The organism is Halomonas sp. 3D7M, from assembly GCF_014897885.1.
Taxonomy (GTDB): domain Bacteria; phylum Pseudomonadota; class Gammaproteobacteria; order Pseudomonadales; family Halomonadaceae; genus Vreelandella.
This window is the reverse complement of record NZ_JABUZF010000059.1, coordinates 1-18,955: the sequence shown is the minus strand read 5'-3', so window position 1 is coordinate 18,955 and position 18,955 is coordinate 1. Positions and strand designations below refer to the sequence as shown.

32 protein-coding genes, 1 pseudogene and 1 riboswitch are annotated in these 18,955 nt (G+C 54.5%); of the genes and pseudogenes, 27 read left to right on the top strand and 6 right to left on the bottom strand.

Going from position 1 to position 18,955, the window contains the following annotated elements:
• Positions 1–24 precede the first annotated feature (24 nt).
• From rpsS to INT22_RS01730, 25 genes and pseudogenes are all read left to right on the top strand, one after another.
• Positions 25–300 (top strand): 30S ribosomal protein S19, encoded by a 276-nt coding sequence (gene rpsS, locus INT22_RS01850; protein WP_009098993.1) that lies wholly within the window; start codon positions 25–27, stop codon positions 298–300.
• An 18-nt stretch (positions 301–318) separates the two neighbouring features.
• Positions 319–651, top strand: coding sequence for a 50S ribosomal protein L22 (gene rplV / locus INT22_RS01845; protein WP_038480386.1), 333 nt, complete (start codon positions 319–321; stop codon positions 649–651).
• Positions 652–662: 11 nt separating this feature from the next.
• Positions 663–1,367 (top strand): 30S ribosomal protein S3, encoded by a 705-nt coding sequence (rpsC, locus tag INT22_RS01840; RefSeq protein WP_038480389.1) that lies wholly within the window; start codon positions 663–665, stop codon positions 1,365–1,367.
• Between the two features lie 15 nt (positions 1,368–1,382).
• Positions 1,383–1,796 carry a 50S ribosomal protein L16 gene (gene rplP, locus INT22_RS01835; protein WP_007112000.1) on the top strand — a complete coding sequence of 138 codons (414 nt, stop codon included), beginning with the start codon at positions 1,383–1,385 and terminating at the stop codon, positions 1,794–1,796.
• Positions 1,796–1,987 carry a 50S ribosomal protein L29 gene (gene rpmC, locus INT22_RS01830; RefSeq protein WP_125744944.1) on the top strand — a complete coding sequence of 64 codons (192 nt, stop codon included), beginning with the start codon at positions 1,796–1,798 and terminating at the stop codon, positions 1,985–1,987. Before rplP ends, rpmC begins: the two co-directional genes overlap by 1 nt.
• Position 1,988: 1 nt before the next feature.
• Entirely contained in the window at positions 1,989–2,249 is a 261-nt protein-coding gene (gene rpsQ, locus INT22_RS01825) for a 30S ribosomal protein S17 (RefSeq protein ID WP_009723897.1), read from the top strand.
• A gap of 50 nt (positions 2,250–2,299) precedes the next feature.
• Positions 2,300–2,671, top strand: coding sequence for a 50S ribosomal protein L14 (gene rplN / locus INT22_RS01820; protein WP_009723896.1), 372 nt, complete (start codon positions 2,300–2,302; stop codon positions 2,669–2,671).
• A gap of 14 nt (positions 2,672–2,685) precedes the next feature.
• Entirely contained in the window at positions 2,686–3,000 is a 315-nt protein-coding gene (gene rplX / locus INT22_RS01815) for a 50S ribosomal protein L24 (RefSeq protein ID WP_009723895.1), read from the top strand.
• A gap of 18 nt (positions 3,001–3,018) precedes the next feature.
• Positions 3,019–3,558, top strand: coding sequence for a 50S ribosomal protein L5 (gene rplE, locus INT22_RS01810; protein WP_009723894.1), 540 nt, complete (start codon positions 3,019–3,021; stop codon positions 3,556–3,558).
• 10 nt (positions 3,559–3,568) lie between these two features.
• The gene (gene rpsN, locus INT22_RS01805; protein ID WP_125744946.1) at positions 3,569–3,874 is read left to right on the top strand and encodes a 30S ribosomal protein S14; all 306 of its coding nucleotides are present in this window, start codon (positions 3,569–3,571) and stop codon (positions 3,872–3,874) included.
• A 32-nt stretch (positions 3,875–3,906) separates the two neighbouring features.
• Complete coding sequence (gene rpsH, locus INT22_RS01800; RefSeq protein WP_009723892.1) at positions 3,907–4,299, top strand: 30S ribosomal protein S8; 393 nt, start codon at positions 3,907–3,909, stop codon at positions 4,297–4,299.
• Positions 4,300–4,308: 9 nt separating this feature from the next.
• Positions 4,309–4,839 carry a 50S ribosomal protein L6 gene (rplF, locus tag INT22_RS01795; protein ID WP_038480399.1) on the top strand — a complete coding sequence of 177 codons (531 nt, stop codon included), beginning with the start codon at positions 4,309–4,311 and terminating at the stop codon, positions 4,837–4,839.
• A gap of 9 nt (positions 4,840–4,848) precedes the next feature.
• On the top strand, positions 4,849–5,199 hold the full coding sequence (gene rplR / locus INT22_RS01790) for a 50S ribosomal protein L18 (protein ID WP_009723890.1): 351 nt from the start codon (positions 4,849–4,851) through the stop codon (positions 5,197–5,199).
• Between the two features lie 11 nt (positions 5,200–5,210).
• Positions 5,211–5,711 (top strand): 30S ribosomal protein S5, encoded by a 501-nt coding sequence (rpsE, locus tag INT22_RS01785; RefSeq protein ID WP_009723889.1) that lies wholly within the window; start codon positions 5,211–5,213, stop codon positions 5,709–5,711.
• 6 nt (positions 5,712–5,717) lie between these two features.
• Positions 5,718–5,900, top strand: a complete 183-nt coding sequence (gene rpmD / locus INT22_RS01780) for a 50S ribosomal protein L30 (RefSeq protein WP_009723888.1) — start codon at positions 5,718–5,720, stop codon at positions 5,898–5,900.
• A 3-nt stretch (positions 5,901–5,903) separates the two neighbouring features.
• Positions 5,904–6,358: pseudogene (gene rplO / locus INT22_RS01775) on the top strand (50S ribosomal protein L15).
• A complete protein-coding gene (gene secY, locus INT22_RS01770) occupies positions 6,359–7,690 on the top strand; it encodes a preprotein translocase subunit SecY (protein WP_038480406.1) in 1,332 nt (443 codons plus the stop codon).
• 28 nt (positions 7,691–7,718) lie between these two features.
• The gene (gene rpmJ, locus INT22_RS01765) at positions 7,719–7,832 is read left to right on the top strand and encodes a 50S ribosomal protein L36 (RefSeq protein ID WP_009099023.1); all 114 of its coding nucleotides are present in this window, start codon (positions 7,719–7,721) and stop codon (positions 7,830–7,832) included.
• A gap of 123 nt (positions 7,833–7,955) precedes the next feature.
• On the top strand, positions 7,956–8,312 hold the full coding sequence (gene rpsM / locus INT22_RS01760) for a 30S ribosomal protein S13 (protein ID WP_009723884.1): 357 nt from the start codon (positions 7,956–7,958) through the stop codon (positions 8,310–8,312).
• 52 nt (positions 8,313–8,364) lie between these two features.
• Positions 8,365–8,751: a 30S ribosomal protein S11 gene (gene rpsK / locus INT22_RS01755; protein ID WP_009723883.1), complete on the top strand. Its 387-nt coding sequence runs from the start codon at positions 8,365–8,367 to the stop codon at positions 8,749–8,751.
• A 12-nt stretch (positions 8,752–8,763) separates the two neighbouring features.
• Entirely contained in the window at positions 8,764–9,384 is a 621-nt protein-coding gene (gene rpsD, locus INT22_RS01750) for a 30S ribosomal protein S4 (RefSeq protein WP_009723882.1), read from the top strand.
• A gap of 125 nt (positions 9,385–9,509) precedes the next feature.
• Complete coding sequence (locus INT22_RS01745; protein ID WP_009723881.1) at positions 9,510–10,505, top strand: DNA-directed RNA polymerase subunit alpha; 996 nt, start codon at positions 9,510–9,512, stop codon at positions 10,503–10,505.
• A gap of 39 nt (positions 10,506–10,544) precedes the next feature.
• Positions 10,545–10,931, top strand: coding sequence for a 50S ribosomal protein L17 (gene rplQ / locus INT22_RS01740; protein WP_009723880.1), 387 nt, complete (start codon positions 10,545–10,547; stop codon positions 10,929–10,931).
• Between the two features lie 205 nt (positions 10,932–11,136).
• Positions 11,137–12,561 (top strand): serine hydrolase, encoded by a 1,425-nt coding sequence (locus tag INT22_RS01735; protein ID WP_193061469.1) that lies wholly within the window; start codon positions 11,137–11,139, stop codon positions 12,559–12,561.
• Between the two features lie 103 nt (positions 12,562–12,664).
• Positions 12,665–13,540 (top strand): DMT family transporter, encoded by an 876-nt coding sequence (locus tag INT22_RS01730; protein WP_319021989.1) that lies wholly within the window; start codon positions 12,665–12,667, stop codon positions 13,538–13,540.
• On the opposite strand, the gene INT22_RS01725 is transcribed toward INT22_RS01730, so the two are convergent.
• From INT22_RS01725 to INT22_RS01700, 6 genes are all read right to left on the bottom strand, one after another.
• Positions 13,537–14,274, bottom strand: a complete 738-nt coding sequence (locus tag INT22_RS01725) for a DODA-type extradiol aromatic ring-opening family dioxygenase (protein WP_193061470.1) — start codon at positions 14,272–14,274, stop codon at positions 13,537–13,539. The two genes, INT22_RS01730 and INT22_RS01725, sit on opposite strands and share 4 nt — an antisense overlap.
• Before the next feature lie 71 nt (positions 14,275–14,345).
• A complete protein-coding gene (locus INT22_RS01720) occupies positions 14,346–14,753 on the bottom strand; it encodes a DoxX family protein (RefSeq protein ID WP_193061471.1) in 408 nt (135 codons plus the stop codon).
• 91 nt (positions 14,754–14,844) lie between these two features.
• Positions 14,845–15,765 carry a LysR family transcriptional regulator gene (locus tag INT22_RS01715; protein ID WP_193061472.1) on the bottom strand — a complete coding sequence of 307 codons (921 nt, stop codon included), beginning with the start codon at positions 15,763–15,765 and terminating at the stop codon, positions 14,845–14,847.
• Positions 15,762–16,376 carry a thiamine phosphate synthase gene (thiE, locus tag INT22_RS01710; protein ID WP_193061473.1) on the bottom strand — a complete coding sequence of 205 codons (615 nt, stop codon included), beginning with the start codon at positions 16,374–16,376 and terminating at the stop codon, positions 15,762–15,764. The genes INT22_RS01715 and thiE overlap by 4 nt, the downstream gene beginning before the upstream one ends.
• Positions 16,366–17,175, bottom strand: a complete 810-nt coding sequence (thiM, locus tag INT22_RS01705) for a hydroxyethylthiazole kinase (RefSeq protein ID WP_193061474.1) — start codon at positions 17,173–17,175, stop codon at positions 16,366–16,368. Before thiM ends, thiE begins: the two co-directional genes overlap by 11 nt.
• A 24-nt stretch (positions 17,176–17,199) precedes the next feature.
• A riboswitch (TPP riboswitch) is annotated at positions 17,200–17,295 on the bottom strand.
• 55 nt (positions 17,296–17,350) lie between these two features.
• The gene (locus INT22_RS01700; RefSeq protein WP_089040002.1) at positions 17,351–17,695 is read right to left on the bottom strand and encodes a hypothetical protein; all 345 of its coding nucleotides are present in this window, start codon (positions 17,693–17,695) and stop codon (positions 17,351–17,353) included.
• A 244-nt stretch (positions 17,696–17,939) separates the two neighbouring features.
• Here INT22_RS01700 and gloA point away from each other — a divergent pair, with 244 nt between their 5' ends.
• Positions 17,940–18,473 carry a lactoylglutathione lyase gene (gene gloA, locus INT22_RS01695; RefSeq protein ID WP_120385930.1) on the top strand — a complete coding sequence of 178 codons (534 nt, stop codon included), beginning with the start codon at positions 17,940–17,942 and terminating at the stop codon, positions 18,471–18,473.
• A 1-nt stretch (position 18,474) separates the two neighbouring features.
• Positions 18,475–18,840 carry a DUF6164 family protein gene (locus INT22_RS01690; RefSeq protein ID WP_193061475.1) on the top strand — a complete coding sequence of 122 codons (366 nt, stop codon included), beginning with the start codon at positions 18,475–18,477 and terminating at the stop codon, positions 18,838–18,840.
• Positions 18,841–18,955: the final 115 nt, after the last annotated feature.

Here is an 18,955-nt window from a genome sequence, read left to right as displayed (position 1 = left end):
CCAAGAACTTAAGAGGTAACGGCTGTGCCACGTTCACTAAAGAAAGGTCCCTTCATTGACCTTCATCTTTTGAAGAAGGTAGAGGCTGCAGTGGAGAAGAACGATCGCAAACCAATCAAGACTTGGTCGCGTCGTTCGATGATCCTGCCCAACATGGTAGGTCTGACTATTGCGGTCCATAACGGACGCCAGCATGTCCCGGTGCACGTCTCCGAGGAAATGGTGGGTCATAAACTTGGCGAATTCGCTGCTACTCGCACATATCGCGGGCATGCTGCGGACAAGAAAGCCAAACGGTAAGCCAGAGAGGATTAAGAGATGGAAGTCACAGCTAAGCTGAGTGGCGCTGCTTTATCCGCACAGAAGGCCCGTTTGGTGGCTGACCAGGTGCGCGGTAAACCGGTCGCCGAAGCTATTGACCTGCTGACCTTCTCACCGAAGAAGGCTGCCAAACTGGTCAAGAAAGTGCTTCAGTCCGCCATCGCGAATGCGGAAGAAAATAACGGCATGGACATCGACGAGCTGCGTGTCTCGACCATCTGTGTCGATGAGGGCGTGACGCTCAAGCGTATCAAGCCGCGCGCCAAAGGCCGTGCGGATCGTATCTTGAAGCGCACCTGCCACATCACCGTCAAGGTAGCCGAGAAGTAGGAGTCGACCAGATGGGTCAGAAAGTCAATCCAACAGGCATTCGACTGGGCATCGTCAAAGACCATGCTTCTGTCTGGTATGCCGAGCGCGGCGCTTATGCCGATAAGCTCAATAATGATCTCGAAGTGCGCAGCTTCCTGGATCAGCGTTTAAAGAACGCTTCCGTAAGCCGCATTCACATCGAGCGTCCGGCTAACAATGCCCGCATCACCATTCACACTGCCCGTCCGGGTATCGTGATTGGCAAAAAAGGTGAAGATGTCGACCGTTTACGTCGCGATCTAACCGAGATGATGGGTGTTCCGGTTCATGTGAACATCGAAGAAGTTCGCAAGCCGGAGCTGGATGCCAAGCTAGTCGCTGCTAACGTAGCGGGTCAGCTTGAGCGTCGCGTAATGTTCCGTCGTGCTATGAAGCGCGCGGTACAGAACGCAATGCGTCTTGGCGCTGGCGGCATTAAGATTCAGCTGTCAGGTCGTCTGGGTGGTGCCGAAATCGCACGTACCGAATGGTACCGCGAAGGTCGCGTTCCGTTGCACACGTTGCGTGCGGATATCGACTACGCCACTTACGAAGCTCACACCACCTACGGCGTCATCGGCGTCAAAGTGTGGATCTTTAAGGGTGAAATCCTCGGTGGTATTGAGGAAGTACGTGCCAAGGCTAAGCAACAGCAGCCTGCCGGCAACGCGCCCAAGAAGAAAGGTTCCAGGTAAGGGGAGAGCGAGTCGATGTTACAGCCCAAGCGTATGAAATTCCGTAAGATGATGAAAGGCCGCAACCGTGGCCTGGCGCATCGCGGAAGCAAAATCAGCTTCGGGGAGTACGGTCTCAAAGCAACCGGTCGTGGCCGCATCACTGCGCGCCAGATCGAAGCAGGCCGTCGTGCGATCACACGTCACGTTAAACGTGGCGGTAAGATTTGGATCCGCGTCTTCCCTGATAAGCCGATCTCCAAGAAGCCGCTCGAAGTTCGTATGGGTAAAGGTAAAGGTTCCGTTGAGTACTGGGTAGCCCAGATCCAACCGGGTCGGGTCCTGTACGAAATTGAAGGTGTATCCGAAGAGCTGGCCCGTGAAGCATTTGAATTGGCCGCACAGAAGATGCCCTTGTCCACCACCTTTGCTAAACGGACGGTGATGTGATGAAAGCCCAGGAAATTCGTGAAAAGTCCGTAGGAGAGCTGCAAGAGCAACTCCTCGAGCTACTCCGCGAGCAGTTTAACCTGCGCATGCAGAAGGCCACTGGCCAACTGAGCCAGACTCATCTGCTCAAGCAGGTCCGCCGGGATATCGCCCGTGTGAAGACTTTGCTCAACGAGAAGGCAGGTGAATAAGATGGCCGAAGAGAAAAAAACACGTACGCTCACCGGCAAGGTGGTGAGCGATAAGATGGATAAATCCATCGTCGTTATGATCGAGCGTCGTGAGCGTCACCCGATCTACGGAAAATACGTCAAGCGCTCCACCAAGCTGCACGCCCATGATGAGGCGAACCAAGCTAAGGCAGGCGATACGGTTTCCATTCAGGAGTGCCGTCCGCTTTCCAAGAAGAAAGCTTGGACGCTGGTCGAGGTGGTTGAGCAGGCTAAGGGGTAATACCTAAAGTCTGCCGATCAGTGCAGTCAGATTAGGTTTGGAGAAAACCGATGATTCAGACTCAGACAATGCTGGATGTCGCCGACAACAGCGGAGCGCGCCGGGTGCAATGCATCAAGGTGTTGGGCGGTTCACACCGTCGCTACGCTCGCGTTGGTGACGTCATTAAGGTAACGGTGAAGGAAGCGATTCCGCGCGGTAAGGTCAAAAAAGGCCAAGTGCTGAAAGCGGTAGTCGTTCGCACCCGTAGTGGCGTCCGTCGTAGTGACGGTTCGCTGATCCGTTTCGATGGAAATGCGGCGGTTTTGTTGAATAACACCAACGAACAGCCGATCGGCACGCGTATCTTCGGGCCGGTAACTCGTGAGCTTCGTAATGAGAAGTTCATGAAGATCATTTCCCTAGCGCCTGAAGTGCTGTAAGGAGCGAGGCGGATATGCAAAAGATCAAACGTGACGATGAAGTCATCGTCATCGCCGGGAAGGATAAAGGCAAACGTGGCACTGTTAAGCGGGTACTAGAAAACCGCTTCGTGGTGTCCGGTGTGAATATGATTAAACGTCACACCAAGCCTAATCCCATGGCGGGAAATCAGGGCGGTATCGTCGAGCGTGAGGCTCCGATTCACGCGTCCAACGTAGCCATCTTCAATTCGGAGACCGGTAAGGCGGATCGCGTCGGCTTCCAAGTTAAGGAAGACGGTACCAAGGTACGTATCTACAAGTCGACGCAGACGCAGATCGACGCCTAACGCGAGTCGGGTAGCAAAATGGCGAACTTGAAAGAACGTTATCAAAACGAGGTTGTAGCCCAGCTCAAAGAGCAGTTCAGCTACGCCAACGTAATGCAGGTACCCCGGATCACGAAAGTGACTCTGAACATGGGTATCGGCGAAGCGGTCAGTGATAAAAAACTGATCGACAATGCCATCGGTGACCTGGAGAAACTCTCTGGTCAAAAGCCGTTGGTGACCAAGGCACGCAAGTCCATCGCGGGCTTCAAGGTGCGCGAAGGTTGGCCGATCGGTGTCAAAGTTACACTACGCTCAGCGCGTATGTGGGACTTCCTGGACCGCCTGGTGAACATTGCGATTCCCCGCGTGCGTGACTTCCGTGGTCTCAATCCGAAGTCTTTTGACGGTCGCGGCAATTACTCAATGGGTGTGCGTGAGCAGATCATCTTCCCAGAGATCGAGTATGATAAGATCGATCGCATCCGGGGGCTGGACGTCACTATCACTACTACCGCCAACACCGACGAGGAAGGTCGTGCGCTATTAGCAGCACTGAACTTCCCGTTTAAGAAATAAGGGTTGGATCATGGCTAAGAAAAGTATGGTAGAGCGCGAGCTCAAGCGTACTCAGCTAGTCGAGAAGTTTGCGGCTAAGCGCGCAGAGCTCAAGAAAATCATCTCGGACGTGAACGCTTCTGAAGAAGAACGTTTCGAGGCGACGCTGAAGCTGCAGCAACTGCCGCGCGACTCAAGCCCGGTGCGTCAGCGTAACCGCTGCCGCGTGACTGGCCGTCCGCACGGTTTTTACAACAAGTTCGGCCTTGGCCGTAACAAGCTGCGTGAAGCCGCCATGCGTGGCGACGTCCCTGGCCTGAAAAAGTCCAGCTGGTAACGTCACGTCGAATCATCAGGAGCGCACATTAAATGAGCATGCAAGACACTCTAGCGGATATGTTTACCCGTATCCGCAATGCGCAGATGGCCACCAAGGAGACGGCTACCATGCCGTCCTCCAAGCTGAAAGTGGAAGTGGCCCGCGTGTTAAAGGAAGAAGGCTACATTACCGACTTTACGGTGGCTGAAGGCGTTAAACCCGAGCTGACCGTTACTCTTAAATATTTTGAGGGTAAGCCGGTTATTGAGCACATTCAACGGGTTTCCAAGCCGTCTCTGCGCCAGTACAAGGGCAAAGACAACCTGCCTAAGGTCGCCGATGGTCTGGGTATCGCGATTGTCACCACCTCTAATGGTGTCATGACCGATCGTGCCGCGCGCCAAGCAGGCGTCGGTGGCGAAGTCATCTGCACCGTATTCTAGGAGGCTGGAATGTCCCGCATAGCGAAATATCCGGTTAAAGTGCCTGCTGGTGTCGAGATTAAAATCGACGCTGGCCAGCTGACCGCCAAAGGCGGCCAGGGCACGCTATCTATGCCCATTCACCAGGACGTGGTGATTGGTCAAGAAGATGGCCAGCTGACCTTCGCCCCGAGTGAGTCTGCCAAGAGCTGGGCAATGGCCGGTACTACCCGCGCCTTGGTTCAGAACCTGGTAACGGGCGTATCCGAGGGTTTCACAAAAACTCTCGAAATTGTAGGCGTCGGTTATCGTGCCCAAGCTAAGGGCCAGACGCTCAATCTTTCACTGGGCTTCTCGCACCCGGTCGACTATGAACTGCCTAAGGGTGTCTCAGCGGAAACGCCGAAGAACACCGTGATCGTGCTGAAAAGCGCGGACAAGCAGATGCTCGGCCAGTGCGCCGCGGAAATCCGCGCCTTCCGTCCCCCTGAGCCGTATAAAGGCAAGGGTGTTCGGTACGCCGACGAGCAGGTGCGTCGCAAAGAAGCCAAGAAGAAGTAAGGCAGGGTTATGAACGCGAAGAAAGAATCTCGTCTCCGTCGTGCCCGCCGCGCTCGCGCAAAGATCCGCGAGCTGGGCGTGTATCGCCTGTGCGTCAACCGTACCCCGCGTCACATCTATGCGCAGATTATCTCGCCGGATGGTGGCAAAGTGCTAGCCAGTGCTTCTACGCTGGACAAAGCACTGCGCGAGGGTGCGACTGGCAACGCAGAAGCCGCCTCTAAGGTTGGCGCTCTGATTGCTGAACGCGCTAAAGAAGCAGGCATCACCCAGGTGGCCTTCGATCGTGCTGGCTTTAAGTATCACGGTCGCGTTAAGGCTCTGGCCGACGCCGCACGTGAAGGCGGCCTGGAATTCTAAAGGGTTTTACGATGGCGAAGAACGAACAGCAAAGCGGTGATCTGCAAGAGAAGTTAGTGCAGGTCAACCGCGTCGCCAAGGTGGTCAAAGGTGGTCGTATTTTCGGCTTCACCGCGCTGACCGTCGTTGGTGATGGTAAAGGTCGTGTCGGTTTTGGTCGTGGCAAGGCGCGTGAAGTGCCTGTTGCGATCCAGAAAGCGATGGATCAAGCTCGTCGCAACATGGTCAAGGTTAACCTTGCAGGCCATACGCTTCAGTACCCGATAAAAGCCCGTCACGGTGCTTCTAAGGTGTACATGCAGCCGGCTTCTGAAGGTACCGGTATCATCGCTGGCGGCGCCATGCGCTCTGTACTAGAGCTCGCTGGTGTCCATGATGTACTGGCCAAGTGCTACGGTTCCACCAACCCGGTTAACGTGGTGCGAGCGACTGTTAAAGGTCTCTCCTCCATGCAAGCACCGGAAGACATTGCCGCTAAGCGCGGTCTGTCTGTCGAAGCGATCACGGGGTAAGGCACCATGGCAGCAACGATCAAGGTTACCCAGATCCGCAGCACCATCGGCGTTTTGCCCAAGCACAAGGCTACTATGAAGGGCCTGGGTCTGCGTCGCATCGGTCATACGGTTGAGCTGGAAGACACCCCTGCCGTACGCGGCATGATCCACAAGGTTAACTACCTTGTGCGCGTTGAGGGAGAGTAATCCATGAAACTCAATACCCTGAGCCCGGCACCGGGCTCCAAACACGCTGAAAAGCGCGTTGGTCGTGGTATCGGCTCCGGTCTTGGTAAGACCGGTGGCCGTGGCCACAAAGGTCAGGCCGTGGCCACAAAGGTCAGAAATCTCGCAGTGGCGGCAGCGTCAAGCCTGGTTTCGAAGGCGGTCAGATGCCATTGCAGCGTCGTTTGCCGAAGTTCGGCTTTACGTCTGCTAAGTCATTGGTATCTGAAGAAGTACGTCTGGCTGAACTTGCTAAGGTTGCCGGTGACGAAGTCACTATGGAAACTCTGAAGCAAGCCAACGTGCTAAAGGATGCGACGCTTCATGCGAAGATCATCCTTTCTGGCGAACTGAAAAAGGCGGTTACCGTTCGTGGTATCAAGGTCACCAAAGGTGCCCGTGAAGCGATCGAAGCCGCCGGCGGCAAGGTAGAGGACTAAATGGCCAAGTCAGGAAATATGCCGGCGATGGGCAGCGGTCTGAGTGAACTGTGGGCGCGTTTGCGCTTCGTGCTCCTCGCCATCGTGGTGTACCGTATTGGTGCCCACATTCCCGTTCCCGGTATCAATCCTGACCAGCTTGCTGCCTTGTTTAGGGAGCAACAGGGCACCATTCTAGGCATGTTTAACATGTTCTCGGGTGGCGCCCTGGAGCGCATGAGCGTCCTCGCCCTGGGCATAATGCCCTACATTTCGGCGTCGATTATCATGCAGCTCATGACTGCGGTCTCCCCTCATCTTGAACAGCTCAAGAAAGAGGGTGAGGCTGGCCGCCGCAAGATTAGCCAGTACACGCGCTACGGCACGGTGATACTGGCTTTCGTCCAGGCTACCGGTATGTCCGTCGGTCTGGCTAGCCAAGGCATCGCATACAGCGCTGACTTCAGCTTCTTTTTCACCGCCGTGATTACATTTGTATCAGGCGCGGTGTTTATGATGTGGCTAGGTGAGCAGATCACCGAGAAGGGCATCGGCAACGGTATTTCGCTGTTGATCTTCGCGGGGATCGTCGCTGGGCTGCCCAGTGCCGTTGGGCAAGCGTTCGAGCTTGCTCGTAATGAAGGTGCCTGGAATGTTCTTCCGCTGTTAGCGCTGTCAGTGCTAGGTATTGCTACCGTTGCGTTTGTGGTGTTCATTGAGCGCGGTCAACGCCGCTTGAAAGTGAACTACCCCAGGCGCCAGGTCGGCAATAAGATGTATGCAGGCCAAAGCAGCTACCTGCCTTTGAAAGTGAATATGGCTGGTGTTATTCCAGCAATCTTCGCTTCCAGTATTTTACTCTTCCCGGCCTCTATTGGTCAGTGGGTGGGTGCTGGCGAAGGAATGGAGTGGTTACAGCGTGCATCACAAGCGTTAGGCCCCGGCCAACCGCTTTACATCTTGCTTTTCGCGGCGGCAGTGGTATTCTTCTGCTTCTTTTACACAGCGCTGGTCTTCAACCCCAAGGATGTGGCTGACAATCTTAAAAAGTCAGGCGCCTTCCTGCCGGGCATTCGCCCCGGCGAGCAGACCGCTCGCTATATCGATAAAGTAATGACTCGTCTTACTTTGTTCGGTGCCTTGTATATCACTGCGGTTTCCTTGATGCCCCAGTTCTTGATCGTTGCGTGGAACGTGCCGTTTTTCTTCGGCGGAACTTCGCTTCTGATCGTGGTTGTGGTCATCATGGACTTCATGGCCCAGGTGCAGTCGCATCTCATGTCGCATCAATATGACTCGGTGATGAAGAAGTCCAACCTGAAAGGCTACGGTAGCGGCGGCATTATGCGCTGAGGCGCGCCGTTGCGATTTGGAGAGAACGATGAAAGTTCGAGCTTCCGTAAAGAAGATGTGCCGTAATTGTAAGATCATTCGACGCAATGGCGCTGTCCGCGTCATTTGTATCGAACCGCGGCACAAACAGCGCCAGGGTTAATACCTGGGTTGTTTTTAAGCGGGTGCCGGCATACCCCTTGCCATAAGGCTTATAAAGGGGTATGCTGTTGCACCTTTTGTAGATGAACAAACGAGCAAGCCGCTCAAATTTCGGAGTAAGCTGATGGCCCGTATTGCAGGCGTCAATATCCCGGACAACAAGCATGCGGCGATCTCGCTGACCTATATCTTCGGGATTGGCCGTACCCGCGCTCAGCACGTTTGTGCTGCTGCCGGTATCGCGCCTACTACTAAGATCCAGGATCTATCTAGCGATGAGCTGGATACCCTGCGTTCTGAAGTTGGTAAGTACACCGTAGAAGGCGACCTTCGTCGTGATGTTACGCTTAACATTAAGCGTCTCATGGACTTAGGCTGCTACCGTGGTCTGCGTCATCGTCGTAGTCTTCCGCTGCGTGGTCAGCGGACTAAGACTAACGCGCGTACCCGTAAGGGCCCGCGTAAGCCGATCCGCAAATAACACGCAGGCTCTTTAATAGAGAGCTGACGTTAAGACAGGAATAGACATCAACATGGCTAACCCGCGTAGTAACCGTAAAAAGGTTAAAAAGCAGGTAGTGGACGCCGTAGCGCATATCCACGCCTCTTTTAACAACACGATCGTGACGATCACAGACCGCCAGGGCAACGCTCTTTCTTGGGCGACAGCCGGTGGTTCGGGTTTTCGTGGTTCTCGCAAGAGCACCCCGTTCGCTGCTCAAGTGGCAAGTGAGCGTGCAGCAACTGCTGCAGCCGAGTATGGTGTGAAAAACGTAGACGTGCTGGTCAAGGGCCCCGGTCCAGGCCGTGAATCCGCCGTGCGCGCTCTCAATGCCGCCGGCTTCCGCGTGCAAAGCATCACTGACGCGACGCCCATTCCTCATAATGGCTGCCGTCCGCCTAAGAAACGCCGCGTTTAAGGAGACAGATTCATGGCTCGTTATATTGGACCGAAGTGCAAACTGTCTCGTCGTGAAGGCACCGACCTCTTTTTAAAGAGCGGTGTTACTCCCTTCGAGAAAAAGTGTAAATCCGAGCAGATCCCGGGTGTACACGGCCAGCGTCGTCAGCGTCTTTCCGACTACGGCTTGCAGCTTCGTGAGAAGCAGAAAGTACGCCGTATGTATGGCGTACTCGAAAAGCAGTTCCGCAACTACTACAAAGAAGCCGCTCGCCTGAAAGGTGCGACTGGTGAAGTATTGTTGCAGTTGCTTGAATCCCGACTGGATAACGTCGTCTACCGCATGGGCTTTGGCTCGACTCGCTCTGAAGCGCGTCAGCTGGTCAGCCACAAGGCGATTTCCGTGAACGGCCGCACCGTTAACGTTGCTTCCTACCAAGTGAAGCCCGGTGACGTTGTTTCTGTTCGCGAAAAGGCGAAGAACCAAGCACGTATTCAACACTCGTTGACCATTGCGGCCAACCGTGGCGATATCGCTTGGATCGAAATCGACGCCAAGAAGATGGAAGGCACTTTCAAGGCTCTGCCTGAACGCGGTGACCTGACTGCCGACATCAACGAAAACCTGATCGTCGAGCTGTACTCCAAGTAAGCAGTTTGATTTACATTTCTGCTTCTTGAGACCTGGGCGGGGTAGCAAAGCTAACCGCCCAGATGCTCTTGAGTAGTGTGCTCTAGAGTACTCAGTATCCGTTTGGCAGCCTGAAAGGTGTTCATATGCAGCGTTCAGTGACAGAGTTTCTTCGTCCTCGTGACATCAAGGTCGAAGAAATCAGCGCACATCATGCCAAAATCGTTCTCGAACCGTTCGAGCGCGGCTTTGGTCACACCCTGGGGAATGCACTTCGTCGCATTCTGCTTTCGTCCATGCCCGGCGCTGCCGTGGTAGAGGCTGAAATTGCCGGTGTAGAGCACGAATACAGTGCGCTCGAAGGGGTGCAGGAAGATGTCATCGAAATCCTCCTGAACTTGAAAGATGTTGCGATCAAGATGCACAGCCGCGATGAGGCGGTGCTCTCGCTGAACAAGCAGGGCCCAGCTGTCGTCACCGCTGGCGACATTGCGCTTGATCATAGCGTCGAAATCGTCAACCCGGATCACGTCATTGCTCATGTCAATGAAGGTGCCGAGCTGAAAATTCAGCTTAAGGTAGCGCTGGGTCGTGGTTACGAACCGGCTGACGCTCGTGGCTCTGATGAAGAGACACGTGCAATTGGCCGCCTGCAGCTGGATGCCACCTTCAGCCCTGTTCGCCGTGTTTCCTATTCGGTTGAAGCCGCTCGTGTTGAGCAGCGCACCGACCTCGATAAGTTAATTATCGATCTGGAAACCGACGGTACACTGGATCCGGAAGAGGCTATCCGTCGCAGTGCGACCATTCTGCAAGAGCAGCTGGCCGCCTTCGTCGACCTGGAAGCTGATAAAGAGCAGGAAGTCGAAGAGGAAGAGGATCTTGTTGATCCTATCCTATTGCGCCCCGTAGACGATCTTGAGTTGACAGTTCGCAGCGCTAACTGCCTAAAAGCCGAGAATATTTACTACATTGGTGATCTTATCCAGCGCACTGAAGTTGAGCTGCTGAAGACACCGAATCTTGGTAAAAAGTCTTTGAATGAAATCAAAGACGTATTGGCAGCGCGCGGCTTGTCCCTCGGCATGCGGCTGGAAAATTGGCCACCCGCTAGCCTGAAGGACGACAAGGCCTCCGCGTGAGTGTCGACTCGAGTCCCAGTTTGGTAAGGAATTACAACCATGCGTCATCGTAAGAGTGGTCGTCATCTGAATCGTACCAGCTCGCATCGTCAGGCCATGTTTAAGAACATGTCTGTCTCTCTGGTCGAACATGAAGTCATCAAGACAACCCTGCCTAAGGCCAAGGAATTGCGTCGCGTTATCGAGCCGCTAATTACCCTAGCCAAGCAGGATAGCGTTGCAAACCGCCGTTTGGCATTTGCCCGCACGCGCTCCAAAGAAGCCGTCGGCAAACTGTTCAACGAGCTAGGTCCGCGTTATGCCGAGCGTCCGGGTGGTTACATCCGCATCCTCAAGTGCGGTTACCGCACAGGCGACAACGCGCCCATGGCGTTCGTTGAGCTGGTTGACCGTCCGGTTGTTGAAGAAGCAGCTGCAGAAGAGTAAGTCTCTGCGTTGTTGCTCAACAAAATGAAAGCCGACCCCTTAGGGTCGGTTTTTTTTGGTCTATTCATTTCATTGCGTTTTCAACTTTTATACTGCTTTCTTAATTCACTTGAAGAGTTACCGTGCTAGTCTTAGATTTCTTAGTGTGGCAAGTAGATTAATGGTTGGTAGTGTTACATCACAGCAAAACAAGAAAGGGGCATGTATGGCAACAAGGGGAATATGCGCAACGATCGTCGCGCGTTGGTGGCTTCCGCTGTCGTTAATGGTATTGCTGCTAAGCACGATATCGAGTGCTCATGCAAATCCGCGTTATGCTGGGATTGTTGTGGATTTGGAAAACGGAGAGGTGCTGTACGCCGAGAATGCCGATGAGCGTCGCTACCCCGCATCGTTAACCAAAATGATGACGCTTTATCTTACATTTGAAGCATTGGAGAGTGGCCAGCTCAGTCTTAATCAGCCGCTTCCTGTGTCTGCTCAAGCTGCCGCCATGCCTGCTGTAAAACTGTGGCTTTCTGCAGGTAGTACCATTCCTGTTGATTCTGCTATTCGTGCGTTGGCAGTGCGCTCTGCTAATGATGTTGCCGTCGTGGTGGCTGAAGCATTAGGTGGTAGCGAGCAGCGTTTCGCTCAGCTGATGACCGCAAAAGCGCGCGAGCTAGGCATGAATGCCACCACGTTCCGTAATGCCTCGGGTCTACCTGATGATCAGCAGGTCACCACGGCACGGGATATGGTGACACTCTCTGTGCGCGTGATGCAGGACTTCCCACAGTACTACCACTACTTTGGGCTCCAGGAGTTCACCTATCGTGGTACCCGGCACACCAGCCATAACCGCTTAGTGAAAAACTACCCCGGTGCAGATGGCCTTAAAACCGGCTTCATTCGTGCATCTGGTTTCAATGTAGCGACAACGGCCGTCCACGGGGATCGCCGTATGGTGGGCGTTGTCATGGGTGGCTTTAGTGGTTCATCTCGTGATTCTCATATGGCGAACCTGTTAGACCGTAGCTTTGCTCGTGCAGCGCTGCGTGACCAGCAAACGTGGCTGGCCAATACCACTTTTTCTAGAGAGTTTATGGCTTTCTCTGGCTCTAACGCGCCTAGCCAACGCCCCATGTCGACACCGCCAGCCTCTAATCGCCCTGTCATGGCCAGTAATGTAACGATTTCGAATAATACAGCGGCTTCGAATAATTTGGCAGCGACAACCCTTTCTCCTTCACCAGCGTCTGCACCGGCTGTTGAAATTGAAGATCGTCTCGCGCGCTCAATGGAGGCACCGACAGAAGTTCCTGTCACCCGTAGACCAGACCCGGTGAACGCTTTTATTGAACGTGAGCGCGAATTGGCAGCTACGCCTCAACGGTCTGTTACTGCTGGTGATTGGGGTATCCAGGTAGGTGCTTTTAGCCAGGCAGCACGAGCAGAGCAGTTGGCACGTCAGGCAGCGCAGCGCCTGCCTCATGAAGTGGGGGGGCGGGTTGCTATCGATACTTTAGCTGGTCAAACGCCGGTATTCCGCGCCAGGGTTGTCGCCTTGGACGAAGCACGCGCCAGACGCGCTTGTAGAACGCTCCAGGCGCAGGGGATGGAGTGCATGGTGGTCAACGCAAGTTTGTAAAGCCACGTTAGATCCGCAGCCCCGTCAGTGACACATTGGCGGGGTTTTTTATTAGTTGTTAATCCCGGCTGATAAAGTGTCCAAAGGGCAAAAGGAGAGCGTCGTGACAACGTCGTTAAAAGGTATCCTGTGCATGTGCTTAGGAGTTCTGTTCTTAGCGCTCGGTGATGCGGTATCGAAGTGGCTAGGCGAGGTCCATTCGCCGCTACAGATTATTTTCTTTCGTACGCTCGTGTCATTACCGCTCATTGCTCTGTTGGCGCATTTTGCAGGCGGATTGCGCAAGTTGCATACCAAGCGCCCCCGTGTACACCTTCTCAGAGGATTGATTTATACCGCCACGATGGTGTGTTTTGTCTGGGGGCTAACCCTGCTGCCACTCGCAGAGGCCACGGCAATCGCTTTTGTGGCGCCCTTGTTTGTAACGTTGCTCTCAGTACCGCTGCTTGGCGAGCGGATCGATCCGCCTGTATTAGTGGCGTCGTTAGTTGGCTTTGCTGGCGTGCTGATTGTGGTTCGCCCCGGCGGTGATGCGTTCCAGCTTGGCACGCTAACCCTCTTGGGAGCGGCTTTCTTTTATGCACTGATGATGATTACTGCGCGGCGCTACGGTGCTAGGGAGCACCTGTGGGCAATGGTGTTCTACATGACGTTAGTGCCCTTTATCGTCACTGCTCTGAGTTTGCCCTGGGTTTGGCAAACCCCAGAGCCCTGGCACTGGCTTGGCTTTTTGGTCTCGGGTGTTTTGGGTATTGGCGCGACCGCGTTTATTACCCTGGCATTCCGCTTTGCCCCTGCCGCGATTGCCGCTCCCTTCGATTACACTGCAATGCTGTGGGCGGTGCTGCTTGGCTGGTGGTTCTGGGGAGAGCTGCCGGATCTGTGGGTATGGGTGGGCAGTGTGCTGATTATGGGCAGCGGGTTGGCAATTGCTTACCATGACCGCCGCACGACGATGAAGCCTCGCCCAACGGCTTAAGCGAACTGATAGACATCCATTGCCAGTACGCCATGTTCAATGCTGTGGTGTAACTGAGTTGCATCACCACCTGCCCCCATGGCCACCAGCAAGGGCTGGAAGTGCTCTGGGGTTGGGTGGTTTTCCAGCGCTTTTGGAGCACTCTCCCAGTGGAGCAATGCCTGGCGATCATTGGCTGCAATGTGCTCGCTCACCCACTGGGCAAACTCATCTACCCAGGCGGGGGCGGGGCTGTCCTGGGGCAGGGTTTCATATAAGTTATGGGTCAGGCTGCCCGAGCCAATAATCAGAACCCCTTCTTTTCGCAATGCTGATAGGCGCTCGCCGAGCGTGACTAGCGCGTCATTTTCCCAACGCACAGGTAGCGACAGGGAAACGACCGGTACATTGGCCTCCGGAAACATCAGCGAAAGTGGTACCCAGGCGCCGTGATCAAGGCCGCGCTCTACGCGTTCGGCACCCAGTAACAGCGCAATTTGTTCAGCCAAATCAGGGTTGCCAGGAGCCGGATACTGGCACTCGAAAAGAGCTTGTGGAAACCCGCCAAAGTCATGAATCGTCTCTGGTTGTGCGCTAGTACTGACCTTGAGCGTAAGACTCTCCCAGTGGGCTGATACGACGACCACCGCACGAGGGGAGAGGCGCTTCCCCAGTTCGCGTAGGAAAGCGTGGGCTGGCGTTTTATTCAGCGCCAACATGGGGGAGCCATGAGAAATAAACAGGCTGGGTAGCATCTTAGTACCTCCGTTAGCCTATAGGGGGCTAATGATGCCCGCACAAGCCGAAGCCAATGCGGGCAGAGTGGTTAGGCGAATTTGCGGCTGACAACAGCGCTACCGCTACCTAGGCCTGCCTGTACCACCAGAGCAATCGTCCAGAAAATAGGGAATTCCCAGCCACCACCCGGGTTTGAGAACAGCCAGCCATTACCCAGGTGTACCGAGGCTGCACCTAGCAGCACGGGGACTAGAGCAAGGCTTACCCAACGAGTATAGATGCCCAGTAAAAGTGCTAGGCCGCCACCTACTTCGGCAGCAATGGTTAAGTAAGCAAGAACACCCGGTAAGCCCAGGGATTCAAAATAGCTGACAGTGCCTGGCAGGGTGAAGACAAACACCTTAAGCAAGCCGTGAGCTAAGACCATCACGCCCAAACTGATACGTAGCAAGGCGGTGGCATGGAGGGTGAGTGGTGAAGTATTAGTAGTGGTCATAGCCGTCTCTCTTAGTCGCGAGCATCACGTTGGATGCGATAGTGCCACTTTACAGATGAAAGCCACTGAGATAATCCACTGTTATTGCACTTCACTGTTGCGATAAAGGCGACAATCCGAGTTCGATTTCCCATACTGGTGGGTCACCCCACGCCGCCGCCAATAACTCAATAAAGCGCTCTACTTTGGCAGGTAAATAGCGTCGGGCTGGGTAAAGCGCATGGATGTCTAGCAACGCCGGCGGTAAGTTCTGCAAAATCGGCACTAGGCGCCCGTTCGCAATGCTATCGGTCACTAAAAAGCTGGGCTGTTGCGCTATCCCTAAGCCTGCTTCAGCTGCATGCGTCAGCATATCGCCATTATTACTCTCTAGGGGGCCAGAAATACTGAGTAGTTGATGGCCAATCCGCCAATCGCCACTGTTTTGGCCGCTTCGGTAGCGAAGGCAGCGGTGAGATGCCAAATCTTCACTAGTCAGCGGCGTGCCGTGCTTGGTGAGGTAATCAGGTGATGCGCAAAACAGCATCCGGCACTGGGTGAGCCGTCGCGCCACTAAGCTAGAGTCGGGCAGGTTACCAATACGAATGGCGACATCGTAGCCCTCTTCCAGCAAATCAACGCGGCGGTCGTTTAGATCCAAACGCACTTCTAGCCCCGGGTGCGTTTGCATAAACCGTGCAACCAGCGGTGAAAGATAGCGTGTGCCGAAGCTCATCGGACCATTGATGCGCAGCTGCCCGCTCACCGTACTGGTGCCACTGCCGATTTCTGCCGCTGCCTCGTCCAAAGCGATCAAAATGCTTTGCGCACGAACGAGATAGCGTTCGCCCGCTTCAGTGAGGTGTAGCCGCCGGGTGGTGCGCTGAATAAGCCGAGCACCCAATGCCTCTTCAAGCGCCATCACTTGGCGAGATACCCGCGTGCGAGAAAGGTCTAGCGCCTCGGCCGCGCGGGTATAGCTACCCAGCTCAGCGACCTTTACAAACGCCGCGATATGGTCGAGCTGGGTCATTGCGCGTGGAATGCCTGTGCTGCCAGGCGTGGGTCTGGCTGGCCACAAATAGCAGAAATAACCGCAACACCGTTTGCCCCAGCGGCTTTCACTTGAGCCATGTGTTCAGCTTTTAACCCGCCAATCGCGACGCTGGGAAGTTGGCACGCATTGGCAAGCTGTGCCAGCCCATCAAAGCCAATGGGCTGGGCGTGGTCTTGTTTACTGCCAGTCGCAAACACGGGCCCTAAACCGACGTAATTGAGCAATTCGACAGGTGCCTCCTGAAGTTGGGCTGGGGTGTTAATTGAAAGCCCGATAATGGCGTGCTGGCCGAGCGTGCTTCGCGCTGCTTGAACAGCCGTGTCGCTTTGCCCGACATGTAAGCCATCCGCTTGGCTGGCGAACGCCACGTTCAGGCGATCATTAATGATCAGAGGGACGCCACTGCCAGCCAACATCGCTTTGAGACGTTTGGCCTGGGCGATCATGTGCTCGTCACTAGCGTGTTTATCGCGTAATTGCACCATGGTAATGCCGCCCTGCACAGCAGCTTCAACCGTTTTTTCCAGACCCATGCCAGCGCACAGACCAGCATCGGTGACTAAATAGAGTGAAAGATCAAACGGCATGCACCGCCTCCCATTGAGCAAGGGTCGAAAGGTCGTCAGGGGATAACTGATACAGCGCGTCCAATAGCGCCACCTGGAAACTGCCAGGGCCTTGAGCCTGCTCGCCTGCACGGCTTCCAGCGAGGCTGAAACACGCCAAGGCGGCCAGGCTGGCCTCCAGCGGCTGCTCGTGGTTTGCGGCCACAAAGCTTGCGACCAGTGCACTCAAGCCGCAGCCCAAGGTCGTCACACGGGGCATCAGCGCATGCCCGCCTGTAAGACGATAATGTTCAGTGCCATCGGTAATGAAATCGCTCTCGCCAGTCACCGCCACCACACAGCGATGTTGCTGTGCCAGCGCAATGGCAGCAGTTGCCGCTTCTTGGGTGCTAGCCGTCGCATCAACCCCACGCCCCTGGTTGGCTAATCCGTTAAGTGCTTGTATTTCTGAGGCATTGCCACGAATAACGTTAGGCTGATAAGCCAGCAACGTCTCGCAAACACGCTGGCGAAATGCGGTAGCACCAACAGCCACAGGGTCAAGCACCCACGGAATATGGTTTTCATGAGCAGTGCGCGCGGCGACTGCCATGGCGTCAGCCCAAGGGGAAGAGAGGGTGCCAATATTAATCGATAGCGCGCCAGACATAGCCGTGAACTCCGCCACTTCTTCTTGAGCATGCAGCATGGCGGGGGAAGCACCTGTCGCCAATAGCAAGTTAGCGGTGCTATTCATCGCCACATAGTTGGTAATGCAATGTACCAGCGGTGTGGCAGCGCGCAAGTCGCGGAGATAATCGCCGAGTGGGCGTGAAGGCATAATATCCTCCCGGCTGGGAGGTGATGCAGCTGCACCACGACTCCCTACGCCGGTGTTATCCGGTTCAGGTTCAAAGGGTGCTTCTCAGCCCGTTAAGCAAGGGCGCCCCTGTCGTGATGGTACTATCCTTGGCTTAGGTCAATCTGTAAAGCCTGGGCAACGCTATGAGCAACTATCAACGAAACGAGATGCGTGTTCCGTAGGTGAGCATCTCATCAGGCGTCATCGCTTTACCCTCAACACCAATCATTTCATCGCCACACTGGTCGGCAAACGTAAGCACTCCATGAGTGAGGCCCAGCTGGCCAAGGGTGTCGCGAATTTCACCGGTGCCCAAAAACGTGCTGACATGACCCTCAGCATTGGTTAAATCAGAGACACCGTTCGCGTGATGGAAGCGAACCTTATAGATACCATCCATTGATTCAACTTCCACAATCGGTGAAAAGCCATTGTGTATGGCACGGGCTAACTGCTTTAACGTTATGTGGTCACCGAGGGTCATATCAATCGCAGTCATGGAAAACTCCTGTGGATGCCTCAAAGGTGGGGCATCGCTCATGTTGCGGGAACTGCTTTTTGTAAAGTTTATGAATAATAAGTGTAGGGTTTTTGTTTAGTATTGCCAGTGCGCTTAATGTGACACTGCGTTAGTGAAGCCTACATGCTTGTAAAGGCTGGTATTATGGCTCTAAAGCCCTCATGGTAAGCGGTAAGTGAGGCTCAATGGATTCAATGATCAGCATTAGCGACAGGAGAGCAAAATGAGTTTTCAAGGCGAACAACATTCCGGCGTCGCGCCCGTAGCGCCGCAAACCCAAGGGTTTCGCTTAAATCACACCATGCTGCGGGTGAAGGATCCCGAACGTGCGCTAGCGTTCTACTCTAAGGTCTTTGGAATGCAGGTGCTACGCCGATTGGATTTCGAAGAGATGCAGTTTTCGCTCTACTTCCTAGCCAATCTCGAAAGCAGCGATAACGTGCCAGAAGATACTCAAGCACGTACTGCCTGGACCTTCAGTCAGAAAGGCTTACTGGAATTGACGCATAACTGGGGCACAGAAGATCAGCAGGATTTTGCCTATCATGACGGTAACGCTGAGCCGCAAGGGTTTGGTCATATCTGCTTTAGTGTGCCTGACTTAGAAGCTGCCGAGGCTTGGTTTGATGAGCATGAAGTAACGTTTATCAAGCGCGCGGACCAGGGCAAGATGAAAGACGTTATCTTTGTCAAAGATGCAGATGGCTACTGGATTGAAGTGATTCAGGCAGATCGCATGGCAGCCATGGGCGACTAATATGGCCCACTTGCTGTTTCGGCTACGCCACGTGACCGATGAAGAGGCGTTGGAAGTACGCCAGTTACTAGATGAGCAGGGCTTTGATGTCTATGAAACCCAGGCGGGCTTTTTTCGCCTGGGGGTCGATGCCATTTGGCTGCGTAACACTGCTCAGCGTGAGGCCGCTGAAGCGGCATTGGCAGCGTATCAGGAAAAGCGTCAAGCTAAGGCGCGGCGAGAGCACGAAGAAGCGGTTGCCAGTGGCAGTGCGCCAACATTATGGCGACGCTTCCTTGCCCACCCCGTGCAAGTCGTACTGGTAATCGTTGCCGTGGTGCTGATTGCCCTGTTAACGCTGCTGCCGTTTGTTGGCTTGGTAGGCTAGATTTGTAAACAGTTTTGTAGATTAGCTGGTTAGCTTAACAGTGGCTAAGTGCCCGCGTTTTAGATAAAGCTGCACGCCTTCATTACCCGCGCGTAACTGAGGTGCCGCACCTACT